The sequence below is a fragment of the Actinoplanes sp. L3-i22 genome (assembly GCF_019704555.1).
GTDB lineage: Bacteria > Actinomycetota > Actinomycetes > Mycobacteriales > Micromonosporaceae > Actinoplanes.
Window position 1 is genome coordinate 2,680,851 of record NZ_AP024745.1, and the last position, 23,906, is coordinate 2,704,756.

General features: G+C 66.7%; 21 protein-coding genes. 12 read left to right on the forward strand and 9 right to left on the reverse strand.

All coding sequences use genetic code 11. The features are described 5' to 3' along the window. Nucleotides 1–302: 302 nt before the first annotated feature. From L3i22_RS11990 to L3i22_RS12010, 5 genes are all read right to left on the reverse strand, one after another. Nucleotides 303–560 (reverse strand): hypothetical protein, encoded by a 258-nt coding sequence (locus L3i22_RS11990; protein WP_221327036.1) that lies wholly within the window; start codon nucleotides 558–560, stop codon nucleotides 303–305. A gap of 600 nt (nucleotides 561–1,160) precedes the next feature. Beyond that, nucleotides 1,161–1,562 (reverse strand): hypothetical protein, encoded by a 402-nt coding sequence (locus tag L3i22_RS11995; RefSeq protein ID WP_221327037.1) that lies wholly within the window; start codon nucleotides 1,560–1,562, stop codon nucleotides 1,161–1,163. A gap of 604 nt (nucleotides 1,563–2,166) precedes the next feature. Further along, nucleotides 2,167–3,549: a hypothetical protein gene (locus tag L3i22_RS12000; protein ID WP_255658142.1), complete on the reverse strand. Its 1,383-nt coding sequence runs from the start codon at nucleotides 3,547–3,549 to the stop codon at nucleotides 2,167–2,169. Nucleotides 3,550–3,906: 357 nt separating this feature from the next. Then, nucleotides 3,907–4,224 (reverse strand): helix-turn-helix transcriptional regulator, encoded by a 318-nt coding sequence (locus L3i22_RS12005; RefSeq protein ID WP_221327038.1) that lies wholly within the window; start codon nucleotides 4,222–4,224, stop codon nucleotides 3,907–3,909. Between the two features lie 4 nt (nucleotides 4,225–4,228). Then, a complete protein-coding gene (locus L3i22_RS12010; protein WP_221327039.1) occupies nucleotides 4,229–5,314 on the reverse strand; it encodes a tyrosine-type recombinase/integrase in 1,086 nt (361 codons plus the stop codon). A 191-nt stretch (nucleotides 5,315–5,505) separates the two neighbouring features. Between L3i22_RS12010 and L3i22_RS12015 the strand changes: the two genes are divergently transcribed. The 4 genes from L3i22_RS12015 (at nucleotide 5,506) to L3i22_RS12030 (ending at nucleotide 10,776) form a co-directional block, all read left to right on the forward strand. Beyond that, on the forward strand, nucleotides 5,506–7,977 hold the full coding sequence (locus L3i22_RS12015) for a type IV secretory system conjugative DNA transfer family protein (protein ID WP_221327040.1): 2,472 nt from the start codon (nucleotides 5,506–5,508) through the stop codon (nucleotides 7,975–7,977). A gap of 107 nt (nucleotides 7,978–8,084) precedes the next feature. Continuing rightward, nucleotides 8,085–9,035 carry a replication-relaxation family protein gene (locus L3i22_RS12020; RefSeq protein ID WP_255658143.1) on the forward strand — a complete coding sequence of 317 codons (951 nt, stop codon included), beginning with the start codon at nucleotides 8,085–8,087 and terminating at the stop codon, nucleotides 9,033–9,035. Between the two features lie 321 nt (nucleotides 9,036–9,356). Continuing rightward, entirely contained in the window at nucleotides 9,357–10,058 is a 702-nt protein-coding gene (locus tag L3i22_RS12025; protein ID WP_221327041.1) for a hypothetical protein, read from the forward strand. 91 nt (nucleotides 10,059–10,149) lie between these two features. Continuing rightward, nucleotides 10,150–10,776 (forward strand): hypothetical protein, encoded by a 627-nt coding sequence (locus L3i22_RS12030; protein WP_221327042.1) that lies wholly within the window; start codon nucleotides 10,150–10,152, stop codon nucleotides 10,774–10,776. Nucleotides 10,777–10,992: 216 nt separating this feature from the next. On the opposite strand, the gene L3i22_RS12035 is transcribed toward L3i22_RS12030, so the two are convergent. Beyond that, the gene (locus L3i22_RS12035; RefSeq protein WP_221327043.1) at nucleotides 10,993–11,145 is read right to left on the reverse strand and encodes a hypothetical protein; all 153 of its coding nucleotides are present in this window, start codon (nucleotides 11,143–11,145) and stop codon (nucleotides 10,993–10,995) included. 325 nt (nucleotides 11,146–11,470) lie between these two features. Between L3i22_RS12035 and L3i22_RS12040 the strand changes: the two genes are divergently transcribed. From L3i22_RS12040 to L3i22_RS12075, 8 genes are all read left to right on the forward strand, one after another. Next, on the forward strand, nucleotides 11,471–12,265 hold the full coding sequence (locus L3i22_RS12040) for a hypothetical protein (RefSeq protein ID WP_221327044.1): 795 nt from the start codon (nucleotides 11,471–11,473) through the stop codon (nucleotides 12,263–12,265). 72 nt (nucleotides 12,266–12,337) lie between these two features. Further along, nucleotides 12,338–12,892, forward strand: coding sequence for a hypothetical protein (locus L3i22_RS12045; protein WP_255658147.1), 555 nt, complete (start codon nucleotides 12,338–12,340; stop codon nucleotides 12,890–12,892). A gap of 71 nt (nucleotides 12,893–12,963) precedes the next feature. Next, a complete protein-coding gene (locus tag L3i22_RS12050) occupies nucleotides 12,964–13,953 on the forward strand; it encodes a DUF932 domain-containing protein (protein WP_221327046.1) in 990 nt (329 codons plus the stop codon). Nucleotides 13,954–14,108: 155 nt separating this feature from the next. Beyond that, nucleotides 14,109–14,483, forward strand: coding sequence for a hypothetical protein (locus L3i22_RS12055; RefSeq protein WP_221327047.1), 375 nt, complete (start codon nucleotides 14,109–14,111; stop codon nucleotides 14,481–14,483). 157 nt (nucleotides 14,484–14,640) lie between these two features. Continuing rightward, the gene (locus L3i22_RS12060; protein WP_221327048.1) at nucleotides 14,641–15,042 is read left to right on the forward strand and encodes a hypothetical protein; all 402 of its coding nucleotides are present in this window, start codon (nucleotides 14,641–14,643) and stop codon (nucleotides 15,040–15,042) included. Then, a complete protein-coding gene (locus L3i22_RS12065; RefSeq protein ID WP_221327049.1) occupies nucleotides 15,039–15,479 on the forward strand; it encodes a hypothetical protein in 441 nt (146 codons plus the stop codon). The genes L3i22_RS12060 and L3i22_RS12065 overlap by 4 nt, the downstream gene beginning before the upstream one ends. Before the next feature lie 142 nt (nucleotides 15,480–15,621). Then, entirely contained in the window at nucleotides 15,622–15,963 is a 342-nt protein-coding gene (locus L3i22_RS12070; RefSeq protein ID WP_221327050.1) for a hypothetical protein, read from the forward strand. A 79-nt stretch (nucleotides 15,964–16,042) separates the two neighbouring features. Further along, on the forward strand, nucleotides 16,043–17,056 hold the full coding sequence (locus L3i22_RS12075) for a hypothetical protein (RefSeq protein ID WP_221327051.1): 1,014 nt from the start codon (nucleotides 16,043–16,045) through the stop codon (nucleotides 17,054–17,056). Nucleotides 17,057–17,182: 126 nt separating this feature from the next. On the opposite strand, the gene L3i22_RS12080 is transcribed toward L3i22_RS12075, so the two are convergent. The 3 genes from L3i22_RS12080 to L3i22_RS12090 all read right to left on the reverse strand — a co-directional run bounded on the left by L3i22_RS12080 (nucleotide 17,183) and on the right by L3i22_RS12090 (nucleotide 23,843). Next, nucleotides 17,183–18,175, reverse strand: coding sequence for a DUF3644 domain-containing protein (locus L3i22_RS12080; RefSeq protein ID WP_221327052.1), 993 nt, complete (start codon nucleotides 18,173–18,175; stop codon nucleotides 17,183–17,185). Between the two features lie 1,006 nt (nucleotides 18,176–19,181). Beyond that, complete coding sequence (locus L3i22_RS12085) at nucleotides 19,182–20,555, reverse strand: hypothetical protein (protein ID WP_221327053.1); 1,374 nt, start codon at nucleotides 20,553–20,555, stop codon at nucleotides 19,182–19,184. 420 nt (nucleotides 20,556–20,975) lie between these two features. Beyond that, the gene (locus L3i22_RS12090) at nucleotides 20,976–23,843 is read right to left on the reverse strand and encodes a LysM peptidoglycan-binding domain-containing protein (RefSeq protein ID WP_255658148.1); all 2,868 of its coding nucleotides are present in this window, start codon (nucleotides 23,841–23,843) and stop codon (nucleotides 20,976–20,978) included. Nucleotides 23,844–23,906 lie beyond the last annotated feature (63 nt).

A 23,906-nucleotide genomic window follows, 5' to 3' on the forward strand; every position in this document is an offset into this window, starting at 1 on the left:
CCGGCCGCGTGAGGGTTCAAGGGGGTAGCGGCCCCGTGTCGGCGTGCGCGCCTGATACAGCCAGTCGAGGCATCGGCGCCGGACACTCTGGCTCGATGGCGGCCACTCGAGGCGAGGTTCTCGTACCGACCGCATGGGCAGTGTCTTCGCCGGAGGCCAATCAAGCCTGGATCGCGGCATGTGGAGTGTGGGGGGTCATAAACCGAATGGTCTCCATGCTACTTTCCTGCTCCTGCGTTCGGTGCAATCATTAACGCCAGAATGACGCTAATCTTAATCTGCGACCTACTTCGAAGAGCCGGTTATTCGATCGGTTCGAACAGGGCAGTAAACTTTTCATCGGAGAACACCATGAGCTGATCTGCGATTTTGACGAGCCATTGCTGGGGAGCCACCACCAAATCAGGGCCGTCGTTGTAGATGCGCAGGCTGCCTGGATTTATCCCGTCCGCATTGGTAAAGCTTGCGCGGGGACGGGCAGACTTGGCGAAGCTTCCAACTTCCCCGGCGTTTCCTTCAACGAGCTTGATAGCTTCAATGTCATTTCGCAGTCGATACATTTACTTCTTCTCTATTCCGCTGAATTTTCGTTCTTAGAATAACGAGCTGAGTGATCGGATTTCTGAAGTCACCGGCGGAGGAGTGACAACATTATGGCCTCACCGATCGGGCCCCCGCCGTGGCCGTTCGCAAGTGCAGTTATCTTGTGCTACGGCGTGCGGGCCCGAAACTCGGCCTCTTTCGTCCTGCAGGGGTCGCATAAGTTCTTGGCCTTCTCCGAGTCGCCCGGCCACCGCTCGCAAATGTCTTTGACGGTTTTGTCGCATAGTGCGCTAGCGCGCGCGTCTGGATCTGTTGCGTTATGCCAAACGGCGTGCCAGGGCGTAGGGAGCCCTTCTCCCATAAGCGAAGACTTGCCGCGCGTACCGCGGACAACCTTCAAGTTCATATTCGCGGTGCCGAGATGAAGTTCGGTCATTTTCTCATTGTCGCACAGAATGTGCGTACGTTAGCGCGTTATCCGAACCCCTAGCAGAAATGTCGGAGGTGACCGTCGAAACAGGCCGCTACGTAGCTCACGCACATCGGCGCAAACCGCGGGCCAAGCTGGCGAAGTGGCCGTCACGTTCGAGCAGTTCGCAGTAGAAGAGTTCGAGGAATCAACGATCCTCCTCTTCTTCATCCGAATCTTCCTGCGGGACTGCCCAGTCCGGAAGGTCGGCCGCGGCATACCTCAACAAAGCCAAAACGCTCTGGCGCAATTTTGCAGCATGCTTCAGTACCTCCGGCCCGTCTGGGTCGTCGGCCATTGCTGCAACAAACAAGTTGGTGCAACGCGACAAATCCCTTAGTTCTTTGTCTGGGGGCCGATCGAGCAGTGCGGCGGCCTCTTGCTCCAACTGGCGCACAGAAAATGCCATGTCCGCGAGATCTTCTCGGAGCCGAGCGAAAACAAGGAACGACCTTAACCTACCGACTTCAGCCTTGTTGTCCGCGCCCTTCGGCGGCGCGGGCCGGCCAGCGAGTATCTCCAGATATCCGGCGTAGGTTTCCGCATCCATAGCTAAGCCGCCCGGCGCGTTAACGGCAGAAGCGTCGCGTATGACCCAGGGGGAGGGAACCTGTTGCTGATCGCTGGTTTTAAGATCGAGACCTCGCTGGCTTCGACGGAGTAGCCATAGCAGGTCCAGAACATTGCTCGCTTCGCGCCGTATGTTTTCCCTCAAGCTTGCGCATCGGGACAAGCTCAGCCGGATTGATAGCGGTATCTCTGCGCCTAGAATGAGCAGTAAACCCAAAGGTGGTGCAGAAGCCACATTGGTCCAGTATCCGCTCTTAACGACTGGTCCCCAAAGGGATAGCAGCCAACCGGCGAGGGACAGTGCCGTCAGTGCGACGACAAGGATAGAACTTTCTTTTATTCCAGACCTGTAAAGTCGCATGTTCCGGAGTAGGGATCGCACCGTTCCTCCCCAAGGCCATCGTTGATACGGGCCGCTTAAGATCGAATGTGCCTGAAGAAGGACCCCAGGGCAACATCGGTACCTGCGTCGAGCGCGACTTCACCCGAGCAGCGCACTCGTCTCGGCCAGATCCGGATACTGCCTGAGAGAAATCTGCGCACAACGACGGTCCTGGCTGTCGAGCCGGAGCTGGCTGGGCGGGTCATCGTGGGGTCGTGGACGAGGAGACCGTAGTGGCGTAGCGGCTGGCGCCTTCGACGGATAGGCCGAACATGTCCATGAGGCGGCGGATGTCGCCGCTGGTGGCGTGGGCTTCGTCGAGGATCCGGGCGAGGCGGATGTGCTGCCCGGCGATGCTAAGTTGATGCCGAATCCACCAGTGGCTGACCGGGCGAACGTTGATCGCGTTGCGGACGTGGATGAACAGGTGCGGGTTGGCGGTGTGTGGCCATGTGGCTTGTCGGTAGTCGAGCCAGGCGGCCAGGCGGGTGCGGACCGGCGGGGCCAGGGGGATGACCTGTTCGCCCAGATGCAGTCGCCCGTCGTGCAGGTCGGTCAGTTGCAGGTGGCAAAGCTGGATGACGCGCACGGCGTGGAAGGCGAGCAAGGCGGCCAGCGCGGCGGTGGCCGGCTGGCTGGAGTTGAGGTCCGCGCGGACAACCTCCAGATTGACCGACGCGGGCGACTGGGGCTGAGGCGCGCTGAGCCGGGCGGTCGGGTTGACGAAGACGAGCTTGCGGGCCTTGAGGATCCGGAAGATCGATCGCAGGCCCTGGAGCATGGTGTAGCGGGCCAGCGGCGCGCCGGGCAGCACGGCGCGGACCTCGTCGACGCCGATCTCGCGCAGCGACGGATGTGCCGCCGCGAACTGGCGTGAGGCGGGAAGCGCCCAGCGCAGCTGGGTGGTGATCGTGGCGTCATTGCGCGGTTTGCGCCGGGGCGGCTCGGTCGATCCGTGCCGCATCACCTGCAGCCAGACGCCGAGCTCGTCGCGGATCTGCTCGGGCAGATCGGCGGTGTTGACGCTGAACCAAGTTACGATCGCGGGCTGCCGGTCCTCGTCGAGCAGCCCGGCGTCGGCCAGCACGTCGGCGACCACGGCGGCGGAGTGTTTGATTCGCGACAGCAGCGCGACGTCGCTGCGCCGGATCGGCGCGCCCGGGGTGTCCTGGATGCCCGGCAAGATCCGCATGGCGCGGCGGACTCGCTCGATCTTGCTGCGCCGCCAGCCGTAACGTTGCGCGTGCTCGGCGACGAACGCAAGCAGCGCCGCTTCCCGGCCCGGGTGCGGAGGCGGCGGGAACCCGTTGCGCAGTCCCGCTTGCAGATCCCGGGCGGTGTCGAATAGCACGAGCTGGCGGTGCCCGACCGGGGTCAACAGCCGCATGTTCGGCGGCACGGTCTTCTTCACGTACTCGCGTTTGCCGGTGCCGTCCTGGTGCCACAGCCCGGCGATGAACAACTGTTGGCCGTTGCGGTTGGCCTCGGCCAGGCCGACATCACCGACCCGGCGCCCCAGCGCGTGGGCGAACAGGCTGCGCTGGCGGTGACACAATCGGCACGAGCCGTCCTCGTAGAGCGCCACGGTCTGTCCGCAGTTCGCGCACGCGGCGACGGTGCGGGTCGCGGTGCGCGCGGCAGGCCGAACACGTCCAGCCGTAGGTGCGGGTGACACCCCAGGCATGGCAGTCGGGGCAGGCGTCGATGATGACCCGCCGTTGGGCCAGCGGCCCGGCCAGTTTCCAGGCCGGGGAGCGTTGCCCGGGCGCGTGTGGATGACACCGGGCGCACAGGCCCGACATGTAGTAATCCACTGTGGACGCACACCTATAGCACGGCGGGGCGGTGACCGGACCGCCCGGCCAGCAGACGAAGCAGTACGGGATCTCCGGCATCGCCGGTGGCCGTACCCCGCAAACCGTGCACGGCTTCAACCGGCCATTCATGCCGGCGGGATCGAGGTGTGCCGCCCCAGCTGCGGGCTCAGCGTGCTCGAACTCCCGGAGGCGGTGTTGGTCTGCTGCGGACGGCGTGCGGCGACTTTCTCCGGCTCGCAGAGCAGCAGGTCGGCCGGGGTGCAGCCGAGCACCGAGCAAATCACGTCCAGATCGTCCAGCCGGATCGAGGTCGGGGTGCCGGTCCACAACGCTGACATCTTGCCCGCGCTGATCTCCAGACCGGCCTCCGCCAGCCGGCGGCGCATCTCGGTCGACTTCCAGATCCCCGTCTGCGCCGCGCGCATCCGCAGGTTCCACTGCATCCCATCACCCCTCAAGCGGTCCCAGCCGGGCAGCGGTCCGGGCGTTACTGGCGTTCCACGCCTGGGTCACGTGCTCGACCGGAACGTGGATGTACCGGGTCGTCGTCGACAACCACGAGTGGCCCAGGACCTCCTGGATCGCCTTCACATCCAAACCGTTGGCGTACAACGACGACGCGCAAAAATGCCGCAGCACGTGCGGCGTCAACCGGCCGTTCCAGGACGGCAGGCCACGCTGCACCGCAGCGGCCAGGCCGTCGCGCAGCGTCTGCTTGCCTGCCCGCGGGCAGCAGCCGGTCAACGGATCTGGGCTGCGCTCGGCCGGTAGCAGCGGCGCATCTGGGTTGGTGTAGTCCGGTCCGAACTGATGCCGGACCTCGACCATCCACCAGTCCAGCAACTCGCGGACCGAGTTGATGGCCGGGACCAGCCGCGTCTTCACCCCGCGCCCACGGCTGCCCTTGCCGAAGCGGATACCCACACAGCCGTACTCGCCCAGATCCCGGCGCCAGTCCCGGATGTCCAGCATGCAGCTCTCGTTGATGCGCAACCCGATCCGCCGCCACAACGAGGCCGCCAGATAGTCGCGTGCCGCAGGCAGGAACTTGCGCGCCTGCGGCAGCCACAACCGCCACGCCGCGAACAACGTCTCGACCTCGTCCGCCGACGGCGGTACCCGGGCCGAGCCGTAATCGGCCTGCGCCGGCCGGTTGAACTCGTCGATCACCTGCTCGACCACGACATCCGTCAACCGGTGGATGTCGCCCTGATACCGAACGACAAGGAAATCGAAGAAATGCGCCAACGCCCACGCCTTGTGCTGCACCGTCAACCGGGCCAGCCCCGACCGGCGCGCCGCAGCCAGGAACCGGTCCGCGTCACTCGGCCGAGCCGTCCACACCGGACGCCCCAGAAACCGGATGAACTCGAACAACACCGACCGGTCCGACGCCACTGTGCTGTCCACCGACCCGACACCCACCGCCGCGAGCAAGTACTGATCCACCAACTCCTGCTCGAAATCCTCGGCCTCGGTCTGGGACGACAGACGCCGCGGCGCGCCGAGCGACCGCACCACCGCCAGGCCCATAACCACCCCAGATCTCCGAAACCGACCGTTTATCGTGAATCACGGCGGCTATTCAGGAATCCCGACCAACTGTCAACAGTCGATCTCGATGGCAACGCATCGACCTGGTCAGCCACGACGGCCGGGGAACAGAACAAACCCCCGAAGGAACTCCGTGCAGTTCTGATAACCGGGATCGGCGAGGTGACCGCGTGAGCACCGCCCCGACCTGGCCCATCGACCTCGCGCACTGGGTTGTCGCCCGGACGTGGCTCGGCCTGGTGGCCGCCGTGCTGACCGTGGCCGGGGTGTTCGGCAACGACCAACTCCTCACCTGGCGGCACCGCCGCTTCGTCACCGGCGCCCGCTGGGTGACGATCGCCGCACCGCCGGAGGTCACCGCCGAGGCCGCCGCCGCGTTCTGGACCACCCTCGTCGGCGTGCTCACCCCATCGGTGTGGCGGCGCAGGATCTTCGGCTACCCGCACGTCGGCTGGGAGTACACCTGGACCGGCCGCGCCCTGGCCATCCGAGTCTGGGTGCCCGGCACCGTGCCGCCCGGCGCAGTAGAAGCGGCTGTCCGCGCGGCGTGGCCCGCCGCGACCATGACAGTCGAGGACGCGGACGCACCGATCCCGGCGAGGGCAGGCGAGCAGGCGGGCGGGGCACACTGGCCGCAGCACGCCGACGTGCTGCCGCTGCGCGTCGAGCACGACGCGGACCCGTTGCGGGCGCTGCTGTCGGCCGGGGCCGAGGTCTGGCACCGCGAGTACGCGTGCGTGCAAGTCCTGGCCCGGCCCGCGTCCGCCCGCCGGGTGCGGGCGGCCCGCCAGTCGGCAGCCAGCACCACCGGCGGCCACCCGGGCGGGCGGCCCGATCCGGCGACCCGCGCCGCCGCTGGCGCGGCCCGGCTGGCGATCGAGCCGCTGCTCTGGTTCCTCGAGATATTCCTTCCTGGCCCGTCCCGGACCCGCATCCCAGCGCACACCACGGCCGGGCGGGCGGCCGACAGAGATCCCGTGGCCGGGGCCGAGGCCCGCACGGTGGTGGACAAGGCCGTACGGGTACCGCACTTCGAGATCGCGGTCCGGTTCGCCGTCGCCGCCCAGCCGGACCGAACGCCGCCCACACCGGAACGGGCCACGCAGATCCAGCGACGGCTTGCCGGGCTGAGCCACACGATCGCCTCGGCCGCCGCCGCGTACACCGGCCCGAACCGGCTGCGCCGGATGAAGATGGCGCACCCGGTCGCCACCCTCGCCGGACGGCGGCTGCGGCGCGGCTTCCTGGCCACGGTGCCGGAGCTCGCGGCCCTCGCCGCGCTCCCGCAGGACCTGGCGGTGCCGGGCCTGGACCGGGCTCGGGCCAAGGCCGTGCCGGCCCCGGTGCAGGTGCCCGCCGGCGGCCGCGGCGTGAAGATGCTGGGCCGCTCGCAGGTCGGGCACCACAAAGTCGGGCTCAAGGTCACCGACGCGCGGCAGCACATGCACGTGGTCGGCAAGACTGGCGTCGGCAAATCGACGCTGCTGCTGAACCTGATCCTCGGCGACATCAAGGCCGGTCGCGGGACGGTGGTCATCGACCCGCGCGGGGACCTGATCACCGACATCCTCGACCGGCTCCCCGCCTCGGCCGCCGACCGGATCGTCATCATCGACCCTGACCAGGAGAACCCGGCGTGTTTCAACCCCCTCGATGACCAGGGCGATCCCCACCTGGCGGTGGACAACCTGGTCGGGATCTTCGCGAAGATCTTCGCCGGGCAGTGGGGGCCACGCATGGACGACACCATGCGCGTCGCCTGTCTGACGTTGATGCGGCACGCGAAACCCACCCTGAGCCTGGTCCCGTCGTTGCTACAGGACAAACAGTTCAGGGGCCGGTTCACCCACGGCCTCGACGATCCGGACGGGCTCGGCGGGTTCTGGCTCTGGTACGACGGCATCAACGAACAGTTCCGCGGCCAGGTGATCGCACCGGTCCTCGCCAGGTTGAGGGCGTTCCTGCTCAGGGACTTCGTCAGAGGCGTGATCGGCAACGCCCACAGCTCGTTCGACATGGGCAAGATCCTCGATGGCGGAGTGCTGCTGTGCCGGCTACCCAAAGGCCAGCTCGGCGAGGAAACCAGCCGGATCCTGGGCTCGCTGATCGTCGCTCGAGTCTGGCAGGCCGCCATCGCCCGCGCCGCCATCCCTGAGGACCAGCGCCGAGACGCCAGCCTCTACCTCGATGAGGTGCAGAACTTCCTCACGCTGCCCGGCAGCGTCGGGGACATGCTGGCCGAAGCACGTGGGTACCGGCTCGGCCTGATCATGGCTCACCAGGACCTTGCCCAGCTCCCGAAGGACATCGCCGCGGCCGTGTCGGCGAACGCCCGGTCGAAGGTGTTCTTCAACGTCGACCCGGCCGACGCGCGGGAACTGTCGCGGCACACCAAACCCGAGGTGGACGAGCACGACCTCGCCCACCTCGACATGTTCACCGCCACCGCGCGGCTGCTGGTCGGCAACCGTGAGCTTCCCGCGTTCACGTTCATCACCAACCCGCCCGCCGCACCGGACGGAGACCCGACCGCGATCCGGCTGGCGTGCGCCGCCGCGAACACTCCCGCCGGGGAGGAACCGCCGATGCAGCAGCTCGCCCGCACGGTGATGAAGCGGCGGATGGCCGACCGCGACCGCTGACCAGCGGTGCGTTCGGGGGCTCGTCCGGGTGCGGCATCGGGGGCTCGTTTGGGGGTGTCTGCGAAACGAGCCCCCAGACGAGCCCCTGTCCGTGGTCTGTCAGGTCCGTGACCTGCCCGGACACCGGCGGCGGCTGTCCCGCAGCCAAGATCGACATGTCCAGACTCCCTACAGGGTGTCCTCTCCACCAGGGGGTGATCACTATGCCGTTCTCGCGTACGGCCAGTCTGCTGGCCATCTATCCCCACATCACCCCTCGTGATCGTCTGCTTCTTCAGCTCCTGGACGACCACCAGGTTCTGACCACCGGCCAGATCCACCGGATGCTGTTCACCGCCCGACGGACCTGCCAGCTACGCCTCAACGAACTGGCCGCCCTGGATCTGATCGAGCGATTCCGGTTCTCGCGCGTCGGTGGCGGCAGCCAGCCCTGGCACTGGACGCTCGGCCACAACGGGCACCGCTTCCAGGCCGCCGCCCACGAACGGCCGGAGCCCACACCGAGGGCCAGCAACCAGACGGTGCAACGGCTGTCGGCGAACCCGAACCTGCCGCACCTCGTGCTGGCCAACGAATTCTTCGTCCAGCTCACAGGGCACGCCCGCCGGCACCCGGATACGCGGCTCGACCGGTGGTGGTCCGAGCAGGTCACCACCAAGCAGTTCCGGACCATCACCGCCGACGGGCACGGCCTCTGGACCGCCGGCCCCGTCACGATGGGCTTCTTCCTGGAAGCCGACACCGGCAGCGAGCCGCTCGGCCGCCTGGTCGCGAAACTCGACCGGTACGCCAAACTCATCCGCCGCGGCGGCCCGCAATACCCGGTGCTGTTCTGGCTGGGCACCGAGCAACGCGAAGAACATCTGCACCGGCAACTGCCCGGCCAGCACACCACCGTCCCGGTCGCGACCTCCGTACACGCCAGCGCGCCCGCCGCCCGCGTGTGGCTGCCGCGCGGCGCCACCGGCCGAGTCGATCTGGCCGAACTGCCGAGTGACCACGGCCAGCCGGTCGCGGACAACCCCAACTACGACGATGACGGCGTCTTCGTCCTCTGACAGCCGCTGACAGCTCCACGGCCGAACCTGTCAGCCCAGCTCAACGCCATGATCGCGATTCCTGACAGGAGCGACGCTGTCAGGTCACGAAGCTACGGTGCAGCTTCTTCTTTCTTTGTTCGCACCGCCGCCCGTCTGGCCCCTCTGCGGACTGCCCGCGCCCAGCCAGTTCACCCACAGCCCACCGTCCTGGTCGGCTCGTGATCTGCGCCTCGCGCACCTCTCGGCAGCCTTTCCGCCGGCCCAGACGCCGCGATCCGGTGGCACCACTCCCGCATCACCCCAACCCCTGAACCGCTTCGCGAAGGGAGCACCCCCGCCATGCCCACGAACATCCCGCTCACCAACACGATCGTCACCGTCTGCTTCAACCCCGGCGACGACGCCGACTGGTTCGCCGCCAGCGAGAAGGTCAACGACCTGATGCAGGTCAACGGCACCCCGGCCCGCCGGTTCCGGGTCCGGCACCGCCAATTCATCGGCTGGCTGACCCGTTTCTTCGGCTACTACCTGCTAGACGCCGTCCGCAAGTTCGGCGCTATCACCCTCGCCGCCGGAGGCCGCAAGAGCCGGCTCGACCTCCCCGGCATGTCGCAGGTCGCCGCGAACGACGCGATCGCCCGCTGGCGTGCGTGGAACATGCACATCAACGCCACCACTGCGAACGCCCGTACCTGGGAGGACTTCCTCGTCCTGCACCACACCGCCCCGAAGAAGGTCACCCTGGCCGAGGCGCGTCGTCGCTTCGAGCAGCAGCCGCGTGTACTCGCGATGCTCGCCTACGCCGGCGGGGATGTCTTCGACCCTTACGAGTTGTCGCTCTACCAGGCCGGTGAGGCGACCTACGCCGGACTTTACTGGCGCGTCGCGCTCATCGGCGACGCGCTGATCACCACCGACGGACGCGTCATGCAGGCCAATGGGGACTCGGTCGCCGACCGGTTCCGGTTCCTCAATGACGCCTGCGCCTACCTGCGCAGTCTCAACAATCGTGCACGGCTCTGCGCCGTCACCATCGCATAGCCGCACACCCACCCCGCACGCCTCGAAGACCGGTCACAGCCCCGCTGCGACCGGTCTTCGGCGTGCCCGCGACCCCCGGAAGGAGACCCCCATGCAATACCTCGACTTGGTCGAGAAGTGGATCGTCCGGACCACCGGCCGAACCCTCGACCAGCACGCCACCGAACCGATCCCGGCCGCCGCACATCTCCCCGCCGCCGCCGACCAACTGCGCGCCGCACGCGAACACCTCATGACGGACGTGGGCGCCCTGCGCACTGAGCTCATCAACGGCGACGATCTGACCGGCTCGGCCCAGTCAGTGACGAACGCGCTGGCCACGGTGGCCCTCGCCGCCAGCGACTACGAGTGCGCCCGGGTGAACATCGACTACCTCGTCGGCGACCCCGACCGCACGGCGTACGTCGCCACGAACCCGGCACAGCCGGTGCGGCGGCGCTACGTCAATCCCGGCGACACCGTCCTGATCGTGTTGCCCCACAGCGAGTACCTGCGCGGGCGGCAGATCGCCGGACGAACCGTCCGGGCGCAGATCAACAAGACCGATGTCGAACTCGACCTTGATGAGTACCCCGGCCCGATCTGTCTCACCTACCCGCTCGCCGGGATCTATTACGACACCGTCGAGCGCCGCTTCTACCACGTGCGCGCCATCGGCAAGCGGAGGGTCACCCGCAAGAGGAAGGCCTCCCGTAAGCGGTGGGATTCCGGCCGCTGAACGACCGGTGCGGCATTACACCCCGATCACCGGGCCGCGTACGCACATTCGCTGCGACGGCGCTGCTCTGCGCGCTCGTCCGGAAGCCGCTGCTGCTCGTCCCGGCGCACCACCCGCTCAGCACAGTCCGTGCCGGGCTCACCCCTTGTTCCCGAGAAAGGGAAACCCATGGAAAACCTGTCCCTGCCTCCTGCGACGCAGGCTGTCCTGAAGGCGTTAGTCGAAGCCGGCCAGGCCAACGTCCACGAGCTGATGGAACGGTCCCGGCAAGGCCCGCTCGACCACCGACAAGGCAATCAAGACCCTGACCGACGGCGGGCTGATCGTCGCCGTCGACACCGGCACTGACCCGGCCGAGGGCACGCCCACCCGGTGGACCCTGTCGGAGACCGCTGCCGCCGCGCTGGACGCGGCCGACCTCAGTGACCAGGTCACCGCCGGCACTGACGAGCCCGACGACCCGGACCTCGACGCCGCCGACCCGCCGGACGATGGTGACGCCGAACAGACCAGCGGCGAAGACGCCAGCACAACCCCGGAAACTGGCGACCCCGACGACGAGGTCCCCGCCAGGCAGGAGGCGTCCGGCCAGGACGCACCCGACGACGATGACGATGACGACACCGGAGCTCCGGCCAAGGAGCAACCGCGGTCGACCATCGTCACGCCGACCCGTCCCGGCGATCGCAAGGTGATGGCGATCAAAGGAGTCCTGGCCGACTACCCCGACGGCGCGACCATCGAGGTGATCGTCGCCGAAAGCGGCATCAGTGACGCGACGACCATTCGGCTGCTCGCCGCAATGGAGCAGGCCGACGCCGCCCGCCGCAAGCCGGGCATGGGCGCGCGGTGGATCGCCGGACCGACCAAGGCGTCCGAGGTCGACCCGAACCCGGAGCCGCCGCGCTGCGCACTGTGCTTCCAGGTCATCCGCGGCGTCACCACCATCCCGGAGGCTGCGGCGGCGGTGCAGAGCCTGATCCGCCCGGACGGAACCCTGCACATCGTCGGCCCGGACGACGAGGTCCACACCGTGAAACTGCCGACCCGGCTGGCCCCGCGCACGCTGAACAACACCCCGAGCACCATGACGCAGCGCAGCGATGCGACCGCCAACGCCGACGGCAACCAGCCCTTCGGCCGCGGCGAACTGGAGAAGCTGACCGTCGCGGAGCTAGCCGCCAACCCCGGCCGGCCCATGACTCCGCAGGAGATCGCCACCGCGATCAGCGCGCAGCTCAACGGCCGCATCGTGAGCTCCGGCGCGGTCCGCAACAACTGCACCAAGGCCGCCGCCGCGAGCATCATCCTGATGGTCTCCGAGGCGCCGCTGACCTTCGTCTTCCCGAAGCCCATCGTCAGCGAAGACGCGGCAGAGGCAGACGCCGAGCCGTCCGACGGTGACAGCGGCGACGGCGACACCAGCGGCGACGACGGAGCCGAGCAGAGCGCCAGCGACCAGGACGCCAGCGACACCCAGCAGTCCTGACCGTTTCCCATCCTCGCGGGGCCGAGCGCAATGCGCTCGGCCCCGCACCCGTTTGCACCAGGAGTGACAGCTATGACCGACTTCCACGAAGCCGATTCAGGCGCCCCGCCCGACAGACCCGAAGTAGTCAGCAGCACCGGACAACGCCACACGTCGGCGGGCGGCCGCTCGCGGCAGCCGTACGACCAGCTCGACAACGAGTCGGCGCAGCTGATGAGAGCCGTGGCCGAATACGGAACCATCACCCCGGAACAACTGGCCGTACGCACGGGGCTACCGCTGCGCATCGTGCTGCGGCGTTTGCCGCTGCTTGAGGTGGCGGACCTGGTGCACCGCCGCGATGGCGGTGTGGCTCTGACAAGGGGCGACGGCCGGGCTGATACGGCGATGTCCGACCTGGTCAGCGCCTACTGCGCCGCCAACCCCGGCCAGCCGCTGAAGCCGTACGAGATCGCCCGGGGCATCACGGCCGTGACCGGGCGTCACTTCGGCACCATCGCCATCCGCAGCTGCTGCCTGCTGCTGGCATCCGCTGGTCGCCTCGTCCAGGTTGCCGACGCGCCGATCGCGTTCGCCTTCCCGGCCGCCGGCACGCCGGCCGACGAAGACGACATCCCGCAGTCCTGACCACTCACGCATTCCATCGCGGGGCCGAGCGTCTGCTCGGCCCCGCACCTGTATCTGGAAGGAGAACCCCTATGCCACACGAACTCGAGAGGTTCGCCGACGGCACGACCGCGTTCGCCAGTGCCCGCCTGTCGGCCTGGCACCGGCTGGGCACCGTCACCCAAGACACCATGAAGGCCGAAGAGATCATGGCCGCCGCCAAGCTCGGCGACTGGGGCGTGCGGACCATCCGTACGGTCGGCATCGACATCGTCGACGGCGTCGAGGTGCAGATCCCCGCCGACAACAAGCAGATGACCGTGCGCCGCAACCCGGTCACCGGGACCACGGAGTATCTGGGCATCGTCGGCACCGACTACACCGTGGTTCAGAACGAGCAGTGCGCCGAGATGCTCGACCAACTCGTGGACCAGGTCGGCGGCGGCCACTTCGAGACCGCCGGCAGCCTACGGCGCGGCAAGAGCGTGTTTGTCACGCTCAAGCTGCCCGACGCGATGACCATCGCAGGAGTCGACCGGATGGACCTCTATTTGATCGGCACCACCAGCCACGACGGGACCGCGGCGCTGCGGGTGGACGCCAGCCCGATCCGGGTCGTGTGCGCCAACACCCAGCGGGCCGCGTTCGAGCACGCCGTCGGGCACTACACCTTCCGGCACACCTCGAACGTCAACTCCCAGATCAGCCAGGCTCGCGAAGCTCTCGGGCTGATGTGGAAATACATCGACACCTTTGAGAAGGCCGCTGAGCGGATGCTGAACACGACGCTGACCACGCGCGAGTTCGAGAAGATCGTCGGCCAGGTGTTCCCCGTCAAGGACGACGCGTCCGAGACCACACAGCGCAACGCCAAGCAGCGGCTCGGCACGCTGAAGTACCTGATCACTGAGGCCGACACCCAGAAGGCCATCCGCGGCAGCCGGTGGGCCGGATACCAGGCCATCACCGAGTACCTGGACCACTTCCAGCCCGCCAAGGACGACCTGGTTCGCGCCAACCGTGTGGTGACCGGCACCACCGGCGGCCTCAAACTGGTCGCCTTCGACCTGCTGAAGGTCTAGCCACCGCTACCGACTCACCGTGTCGGCTCGTGCCAGAAACGGCAACGAACCGACGAGGCATCACCTCTTACGCCCACGGCCCATTCCCTGCCCGGGTGGTTCCGTCGGTGAGTTCGGGATCCCGGATTTGAACGTCTAGAAGGAGGCATGCGCCTATGTACGACGGAAACAAAATCAATGCCGGTTGGGGAAACGCCTGGCCGACGGGCAACGACGTCACCAATCCCGAGCATGAGTACAGCCCGGTACTGCAAGCACCGGTGGCGAATCTGCTCGGCCACCCCTGGTACCTGGAATGCGGCTCGCCCGCCGGAGACTACGTCACCTGGCTCAACCTGCCGGGCGGCAGCCGCGTCGGAATCAGCCCGCATCCCGCTGAAGACGGCTGCATGCGGTGGGCCATCAGTATCAATGACGAGAACGGCAACGCCATCTACGCGGAGCACGAACTGCTCATCACCACCACGCCTGAGGACGTCGCCTCCCGGGTCCGCGCGGTGATGAACGAGCACGGCATCACCCAGCCCTGACGACACGTCATCCCGCCACGCGAGCCGACCGCGTGCCCACGCAGACCAAGTCCGACCTGCTGAAGGTCTGACCACTCCTACCCATTCACCCGCCCGGGGCATGTTGGCCCGGCGTGGGCCAACATGCCCCGGCTCGCACCGGAACGGACACGAGCCGATGACCACCCCGCACCTGCTCCATCCCCGCGATCCGCGCCAAGCGGTCTGCGGGATAGCCGCCGACCAGGTCCTCCGATGGGAGACCGACGACCCGCCCCGCGGCCACACCTGCGAGGAATGCCTCACTGACTACGAGGAGGCCGCCCGGCCGGACGACGCCAACCACCCGATCGGCGACGCGACCCTCATCGACACCCTCCGGCGCATCGCCGCCGACCGCCAGATACTCAAGGTCGACGGCGTCCTGATCGATGCCTGGTCCGCCAGCGTCACCGTCCTCATCTGGGATCAGCTGCGCGACGACAAACGGCAGCGCCTCCTGACTTTGCCGTCGCACGAACTAATCCTGCGGTGCGTGTGCATCTACACCACGCTCACCGCCAGGGGAAACGCGCGATGACCGACCGGCAGCCGCAGTGGTTCCACTTCGGGCCGTTGGTTTTCGACATCGACGCCGCGCTGGCGCTGATCGCACACGCGCCCCGCGATACCCGTCCCCTCGACGTCACGGCGTGGGCCACCGGGTATGGCCTCAACCGCCTCGACGACCCCGACCGCACCACGGTCAATCTCATCGGCCCCACCTCCGACAGCCTCGACCGGCTCTACGCGATGAGCACCGACCTGACCAACCCGGTACTGCTCGGCCTGGTCCGCATCGGCGACACGCCGCCTGCCGGACTGCTGATCGACGGTGTGCACCGGCTCTACCACGCCTGGCGCAAAGGCGTGCCGCACCTGCAGGCCTATCTGCTCACCGCCGAGGAGACCCTCCACATCCAGCAAGACAGGCTCCTCGGTCCCGGCGGCACCAGCTTCATCCGGCCATTGGCCTGACCCACCGCTCCATCAAGCACCTGCTGCGATCATCGGCGCTCGTCATCGCTAGCCCTCGCATCTGATCTCGACCGCTCATGGTGGGCCGCCCACGTGGGCGGCCCACGCCCTTTTTGTGTTTCACGACCAGAGGAGAACAGCCATGTATCGCACCCCTCGCCCCGCTTACGACCTCGCTTGTGACGGCAATTGCCCAGCCCATCACAGCCAGCCGCGTTCGACCTACAACAATCCCCGCTGCCACTGCCTCGCCACCTGCGCCAGCCAGCCAATGACCCTGCTCGCTCCGCAGATCGACGGCGCCCTGTTCCTCGACCGCGATGACACGCTCTGGTACGTGCCCGGTCTTCAGCCCGGTCACTGGGACTGGCGCCGCGCCGCCCCCGTACCCGCGGGCTTTCCGCTCTGCGAGGCCGGCGACCGGATTACCGATCTCCTCAGCGAAGCGAACACCGGGCTGTTCCCGTTCGCCGACCGCCTCTGACCAACCGCACCCCTTCGCCTCGGCCGGCCGGCTCACGTGCGCAGCCCGGCCTTTTTGTCTTCGCGGAAAGGCATCGCCTATGACTAGAGCAGTCATCGCCATCGTCGCCGTCGCCATCGTCGCCTGTCTCGGGCTGCCCATGCTGCTGATGTCCGCCGTCATGGGCGGGGGCTCCGGCCCCTGCGGCCCCGTTGCCGCCCCGGCCACCGCCGCCTCCGGGCAACCGGCGGCCGCCGGGCAGTGGGACACCGAACAACTCGCCATCGCCGCGACCATCGTCGAGGTCGGGGCCACCAAAGGTGTCGGCGCCTGGGGGCAGGCCATCGCGGTCGCGGTCGCCATGCAGGAATCCCGGCTGCGGAACCTGCCCTACCTCGGGGACGCCAACGATCACGACTCGATCGGCGTTTTCCAGCAGCGCCCGAGCCAAGGATGGGGAACTCCCGAGCAACTGGCCGAACCCGCCTACCAGGCAGGCAAGTTCTACGACAAGCTCAAGACGGTGCCCGGCTGGCAGACAATGCCCCTCACTGAGGCAGCCCAGGCAGTCCAGATCTCGGCGTACCCAGACGCATACGCGAAGTGGACCACCGACGCGATGCGCATCGTCGAGCAGTACGGCACCGAGGAGATCGCGCTCGACTGCTCGACCCTGGCGTTCGGCAGCGCCGAACCGGCGCCCCGCAACCCGGACGGCTCCTGGCCCGAAGAGACCTGCTCCATCATCCCCGACCCGACGACCGGCACTGGCTGCGTGACCCCGCGCCTGCTCCACCTCGTCCAGCAGGCCAGCGCCGCCGGCTTTCCGAAACCCGGGTGCTTCCGCGTCGATGACCACGGCGAACACCCACGAGGCCGCGCCTGCGACTGGATGATGACCTCCGGTGGCGAAGCCACCGGCGCGCAGAGAGCCCGAGGCGACGCGATGGCAGCATGGGCCGTCGCCAACGCGACCCGCCTCGGCATCATTTACGTCATCTGGTTCCGCCTGATCTGGACCCCAGAGCAGGGCTGGCACGCCTACAACAACCCATACGGCGGAAACGACCCCTCCGGCTGGCATACCAACCACGTACATATAAGCGTGTTCTGAACCAGCAACAGTTCACAGTCTTTGACTTACCGAGAAGCGGACGGCCTGATAGATGTCATAATGATATATACAAGGTCACTATCCGGTCTTGACGTAACCGTGCGTGCGAGGGGCGAGTGAGCGGGATTACGCCTTCTTCTTTTTGTTTCTGCTGGCGTACTCATCGCGAGCCTTGGTGATCTGCATTGGCGTAAGATTGTCCAAATACTTGATCATCTCGGACGACCACTTGACCAGTGAGACGTTGTCATCCTTCCAGCAGTATCGAGGATTTTCTTTAAGCTTATGGGAGTGCACCACGGCGTCAAACTCGTAGGCCGACAGTTTCGCTGCCAGCTTCGGCAGCACGTCCTTCCTTCGGAAAGGATGCGATGCATTCGGGTCGACTCGGCGATGAACGATAAAAGCATCGGCGCGATCCTCGGAGGTGACTCCAGCGACAATATCGGCTTTGTCAATCTTTTTGACCGAGTTTAGGGAAACATCGAATACCGTACAGAGGCGCCCCGTATCTACACCGCTTGCGCCAAGCTCGTCCGTCTTCTCCTGCATAAACGTGAGGAAGTCCTGGACCGCGCGGGTCTGGTCCGATGCCGTGCCCTTTCCCCTCATGAATTTCACCGGATCAACCGCCCCCGACATGCCCAATGGCATAATGCGCCAACCCATCTCGTCGCCAATATCGCGACCGAACACGGCTTCAGCGACGTCACGAAAGTTGATGATTGAGGTCTGCGACAGAGAGTAGATGACGGCACCAAAAGATCGGTTGTTATAGAAGTGGATCGCCTGATCTCGGTACACGGAGATCAGTTCGATATTTGCATCAACGGCACCGAAGGGAATCTTCTTGGGCCACAGGGGGGTGTGCGCAGCCCTCCAGAAGGCATCACGGCAGGTCAGAGTTCGATACGGCTCCCCGCGCTTCTTGGGGTAGTAAATGCGACCACCACTCTTGGAGACGATCGCCTTCAGTAGAAGTTCCCAAGAGTTGATCAGCAGAATGACGAACACTTCGTCACGGTAGGCGAAGCGCGGTTTATTGTAGATCTCAATCGCACCCAGCATTGCCGACATGGCGTTGCCGAGTAGTCGACGCCACGAGCCTCGAACGTTCACGACGTAGAAGCCTAGCCGAGGGGCAGATTGTCGGCGTGCCGATTTACGGGCAGGATGCCTCAACGGGGCGGAGTCGAAGATTGTCTATGGCCGGCGTGTGTGGTGACGACATTGGCACCCAGGCGTGCCTGCCTGCGGTGACGGCGCGTTGAGCGGCAGGTGGAGGTCAGCAGGGAGTCGGGCACCAAGCGGCTGAGGTCCAGCCGGGCCACCACGGGAACGACCTCTTGACCGCATCACCGGCGTGAAACGCAAAGTTGACTGTAGCCGGCGCAGACGCCTGCTGCGGCAACATCTATCACCGTGGCCCTCGGTGGCTCAGACGGCTGTTCGCAGGCCCTACCGAGGGCGAGAGCGCGAAGGCCGACGGCCAGTGGAGCCGACCCATTCACGCCATTGGAATATCCGCACTGACCCGGTAAACCGGCAACAATTAACACGCACCTATTTGGCGATTACGGTGCACTTGATCAAGTGTCTGGTCCACTGGCGTTCGCCCGTCAGAATTCAGACTTTGTATACCCGGAATATTGGCATCAAATTGTGTCCCGCCAGACCGGGATCTAACGCGATCGAACCTGATGTGATCCACCCACGCGACTACAGCAACGTTGCAGCTCGTCGACGGCCGCTGATTTCGGGACTGGGCGCTTCTAAGTCCGTTCTGTCGTATCTGTGTCCGGCGCGGTATCTGTGTACTTGGCCGTCTCCGCTCGTTGGCGAGTAATGAAGATTGTGGCGAGGGCAACCAAGTCGACCGTGCCTAGAATAGTACCGCTGATCTCGTGGTTCTGAGATATAAGCCAACCAGAGGTTATAAGGAACGCCAGCGAGAGAAGGAACGCGCTGACGATCCCTGCCCAAGCCAGGTACGCCTCCTGGCGGTCGAGCCACATTATGTGAGCCTCTTGCGGGCTGATGTGGGCAGCATTTGCGGACGCAGGTTGTGCACGCCGGCTGATCCCTTTTTGTGACGGTCTGCTCTCTGCCGCATCCGAGGTTTTGGTCATGAGAACCGCCTGCGCTCAGGGTGTGCAGGGAGTCGATGTGCCCGGAAGCGTATGTTCTGAGATCTTCGCTGCAGGTCTTCCACGGTGGAGCTCCGGCGCAGGCGAAAGGCGGTCGCGGAAAGGTCGAGCGTTCGCGCAGCCCCGCCAAGAATGCCCCACAGCACCCCGCGATACCTTGCTCTCTCGACCTTGCGTAGCGATTCGGCGTTGTTCTCGAAGACATCCGCCAGCGGCGTCGGCCGGTTCGGTTCAACCAGCTCTTCTTCACTTGTGCGGCGGGACCGGAGGGCCAGTGCGCGGGTAAGCAGCGTGTCGGCGAAACGGCGCTGGTCCGCAGTCAGGAGCGGGGCAGCGGCATAGAGATCTGTAATGATTGAGTCGATGTCGACCGTCCGGTCCTCGCTGATCGACACATAATCAAGCCACACGGTCGCCCGGATCCACTGGGCTTCGGCCCGGAGGTCGGGTGGGCTGACCGGGTGTGCGATTAGGTGGCCGGCCGCGGCCACTGTCGCCTTGAGGTCGCCTGGGTCGTGACGCTCATTGAAGCGGCGGTGGTGGGTTGCCGCCACGAGGTAGTGGAAATTCGGCTGGATCGTCGAGGGCAGACCGGCCGCGTCGACCGTGGCTAGTGCCGCGATGGCGGCATCCAGTTCCTCGACCGTCGGCGCGGCGGCGGAGTTGACGGTCGCGTCGGCGTATGAAAGTGCCAGCAGTGGATATCCCGATTCCTCACCCCAGGCGGTGCGCAGGATCTCGAGAGCCCGCCGATGGTGGTGCGCGTCTCCCCCGGCTCGGAACCGCTCCTCATAGAGGGAGCCGAGCCGCAACCACAGTGACGACCGTTCCGGCCAACCGGCCTGGGTTGCGGCCTGGAGGGCCTGCTCGGCCGCAGCGAAGTCGGCGGGCCGGTGGTACTTGATGTAACGGCCGATGAGCCGGTCGCCGAGGCTAACAACGGCAGCAGCCCATTCCGGCGATCCCGACGGGAGGCGCCGGGTCGCCTCGGTCATGATGTCGACGGCGCTATCGAGGTCGCCCGGCGCGTCCCGCAGCTGCAGCGCCTCGGCGACGAGATTGCGCACATTGATCTCCAGGCTGGGGTCGCTTCCCTTTATTCGCCGCAGCCGATCCAGGGCCTGTTGGCCGGCTGCCAGTGCCTGATCCAGGTCGTCGGGCGCGGAAGTACGCCCCGGGATTAGCGTGGACTGGATGTGCCGGAGAAAATGTAGCCACGCTCGGACAAAGAGTGCCGCCGCCTCGCCCTCGCCCTCGTCGAGCGGTGTCAGGTGCTCGATGGCCTCATCGATCACCGCGGGTGGCGTGTCCCGGCCAAGGTTTTCGAGGTTCCTGCCCCAGTCGTAGTCCACGTTAACCCTGGCACAACCCTGGTTGATGTCTCATCCTCACGCTCCGATCGAGGCTTCACCCGTCAGCGACAATTCCCGTTCAGCGTGGCAGTCGAACATTCTAACGCGGCCAACCTCCAGGCCGCGGCTACAGACAGCTCGCTTACGACTACCAGAAGTCTGATCTGACGAGCCGTCGGCCGCCCGGCCCGACCCATTCACAGCGTTGGAATATTTACACTTCCCCGGCAAAAGGACTGAGCCGTAGGTGATGGCCCGTCTGGTTCTGCTTGTGAGTTCTCACGAACATTCGGGCGGGGCGGGCCGACGAGGCGGCAGACTGCCCGGTCAGCGGCAGCGGGACGCGACGAGCCGGCAACGGCTTCGACCGCCCCGGTCCCCAGCGGTCGACCGCAGATGCACGCGGCGTTCCGGTGACGGTCATTTGTCATCCAGGCTAGTGCGCAGTTTGTGGGACAGCTCGATCGTGTCCTCGCGGGGCTCGGCGTCGAGGTCGGCGAGGGCCTTGGTGAGGGCGCGCAACAGAGTGCGGATGCCGTCAGCGTCGCGGAGCGCGTGGCGGGCGTGCATTGCTTTGGTGTAGAGCGCCTCGTTGTAGCGGTCCAGGCCGATGGCCTTGTCGAGCAGCTCGGACGCGGCTTGCGGGTCGCCGTCGATCAGGTCGTCGGCCAGCAGCAGGTGAGCTTCGGTGCCCCAGCGGCGTACGGTCTCGCGGTGGGGTTGGATCCATTCGTAGTCTTGGCCTTCGGCGAGCGGTGCAGAGGATAGATGGCAGGCGGCGGATAGTAGTTGCCGGCGGCGCGGCTCGGTGGCGATGGTGGCTTTGCGCATGAGGTCACGCAGGGTCCACACGTCTACGTCGACGGTTGCTGGATCGAGCCGATATCGTCCGGCCGATTTGACGACGTAGGCGTTCTTCGTCTCCGCGGCGCCGGCGCGGCCGAGGACGTGTCGCAGGTTCGAGGCGTTGGTGTGAACGCGCTGGTCGGCCTGGCTGACGCGGGCGTCGGGTTCGAGGTACTCGCCGATCTCGCGTGTGCTGGCGCCGTCGGGGTGGACGGCGAGGTAAACGGCCAGTTCGAGGGCTTTGGCTCGGAGTGGCCGGCCTTCGGCGGTGATGTCTTCGATGTGGGGTGGGCCGAGTATCCGCAGTCGTGCCCGGCCCTCAGCGGGCGATGCCACCCGGTCGGCGCGAGCAATGGCTTCGGCAGTCTCGGTGTGCTCAGTGGTTTCGGTGCGGCTGGTGTGCAGCGGCACGACGGTGACCAGGTTCGCCGGGGTGGCGATGACGGGCAGTTCGCCGGTCTGGGCTTCGCGCAGCGTGGTCAGGATTTGGATCGTCGGGTCCGGCTCAAGGACGGGCACCCGTGCCGGTACCGGTTCGACGGGCTGCCCGGAGACGAGCGTGGTGTGCCCGTCGTCGGTGATCTCGACGGTGGCGCCGTGAACCCATTCGCCGAGCAGCAGCGCCGACACCTGCAGCCCTTCGCCCAAGGCGAGGGCGACCTTGGCGCGCATTCGGGCACCGGCGGTCGGGGCCTTGGCGATGAGCACGACTGGCGGCAGCGCCTCCTCATCGGGTGCGGTACGCCGTAGTTCGTCGAGGTCGCTGAGGGCGTGCTCGTCGAGGATGCGGCTGCGGTGCAGCAGCCGGGCCTCGATTGCGGTGAGAGCGTCGTCGATCGTGTCGGCCACGTGCAGTCGCGGCCAGGGGCCGAGCTCTATCCCGTCCGGGCCGAGCAGATTAAGCAGCGTGGCGGCGTCGACGATGACCTCGGCCCGGATGTCGGGGTGGTGCGGGTCGCCGGAAGCCAGCACGCTGATGAGGGCGGCGCGGGCGGCTGCGGGTGCACCGGGGCCGACGAGGCCGGTGCCGCCGGGCGGGAGCGGCGCAAGGTCGGGCAGTCCCGGCGGGTCGGTGACGGGCGGCGTGCGCTCAGGGTTACGGTGCAGCTCACGGCTCAGTGTGGCCACCGGCCGGGGAAGCTCGGTTGGCGGGTCGCTATCGGGTTCGCCGGTGAAGCGGCGGCGGCGTTGCCGCCAGACCAGCAGCGAGGCGGAGCTGATCGCAGAGGCTAGCATCCACGAGACCCAGTTCCACGGCGAGAGTTGCACGCCGTGGACGTCGCTCGTTGCGGCCGGCGGTGCGGCCTCCGACGACGGCGGGGCCGCCGCTGATGAGGCCGCCTCGCCGGAGCGGGGCCCGGGCGCCGTAGAAGCCGTAGCGGACGGGCCCGGTGTCGAGGTCGCTGACGGGGCCGGTACCGCGGCGGTCGCCGACTTGCTCGGCGCGGCAGAGGCCGAATTGCCGGGGCCGGCTCCCGGGGCGTGGTTGACCGCGCTCGGCGCGGAGGTCGGTGATCCGGAGGTCGAGCCGGTGGACGGTGACGGCGTCGTTGCCGGGGCGCTCGCAGCCGGTTCCGTGCTGCTAGGCGTGGCTGGTGCGGTCGTTGGCGGCGGCTTCACGGATGGTCGATGGGTCGTTGACCGCGGTTTTGTGGCTTCCGGTTGGCGGGCGTCGGAGGGCAATCTCATTTTCCAGCCGGGGTAGATGAGGTCGCAGTCGGTGAGTTTCGCCCCGTCGGCCTGATGCCGATGCTTATTGAGATGGCAGATCTCGGGCCAGCGATCCGGGTCTCCTAGCCACTGCCGGGAGATCTTGGACAGGGTGTCTCCCCGCTTCACCTGGTACTCGTAGCTGACGTCACCGACCAGGACCGTTACCGTTCCTCCTTGCCGCAAGCTGCTTCCACCCGGCTGCTCAGTACCGGACACGGCTGCGCCCGCCGCTGGAAGGTGTCCGGGTTGGGCGCTGCTGTGGGGAGTCGTGACGAACGCGACCACAGCGGTGCCTGCCAAGCCGAATAGCAGTCGGTGTAGCGGAGCAGGCAGTCGCCACCGCGGGAAGCGACGTCCGGCGACCACCGTGAGAAGGCTGCCGAACAGCAGGATCATCAGAATTGCCCAGAGCAGCCACAGTCCAGCACCGGCCGCTGCGGCGGCGACTTCCGAAGTGCTCTCCGACCGTTGGCTTCCGAAGAATCCGGCCAGAGTGTCCCGTGACGGCATCAGGTCCGCCGGGCTGCCGAAGACGAGCACCAGCAACACCGGCGGCACCAGAGTTAGCGCAAGCACGCCCAGCAATGCACGCAGGACCGTAGCGACGCGCCGGCCACCCCGCTTCGCGGCATTCTGCCGAGGCGCTGCCGGAGTCCACACCGTGGGTTGCCGAGCAATTATGGCTGCTTTGCGCTGTACCGGGTCGAGCCGTTCGCCGTCGTCACTCATAGCCCGCCCTAAAGATCTCACCGAGCATCGATCTCTACCGGTCCGGTAAGGGCCACGGCCATA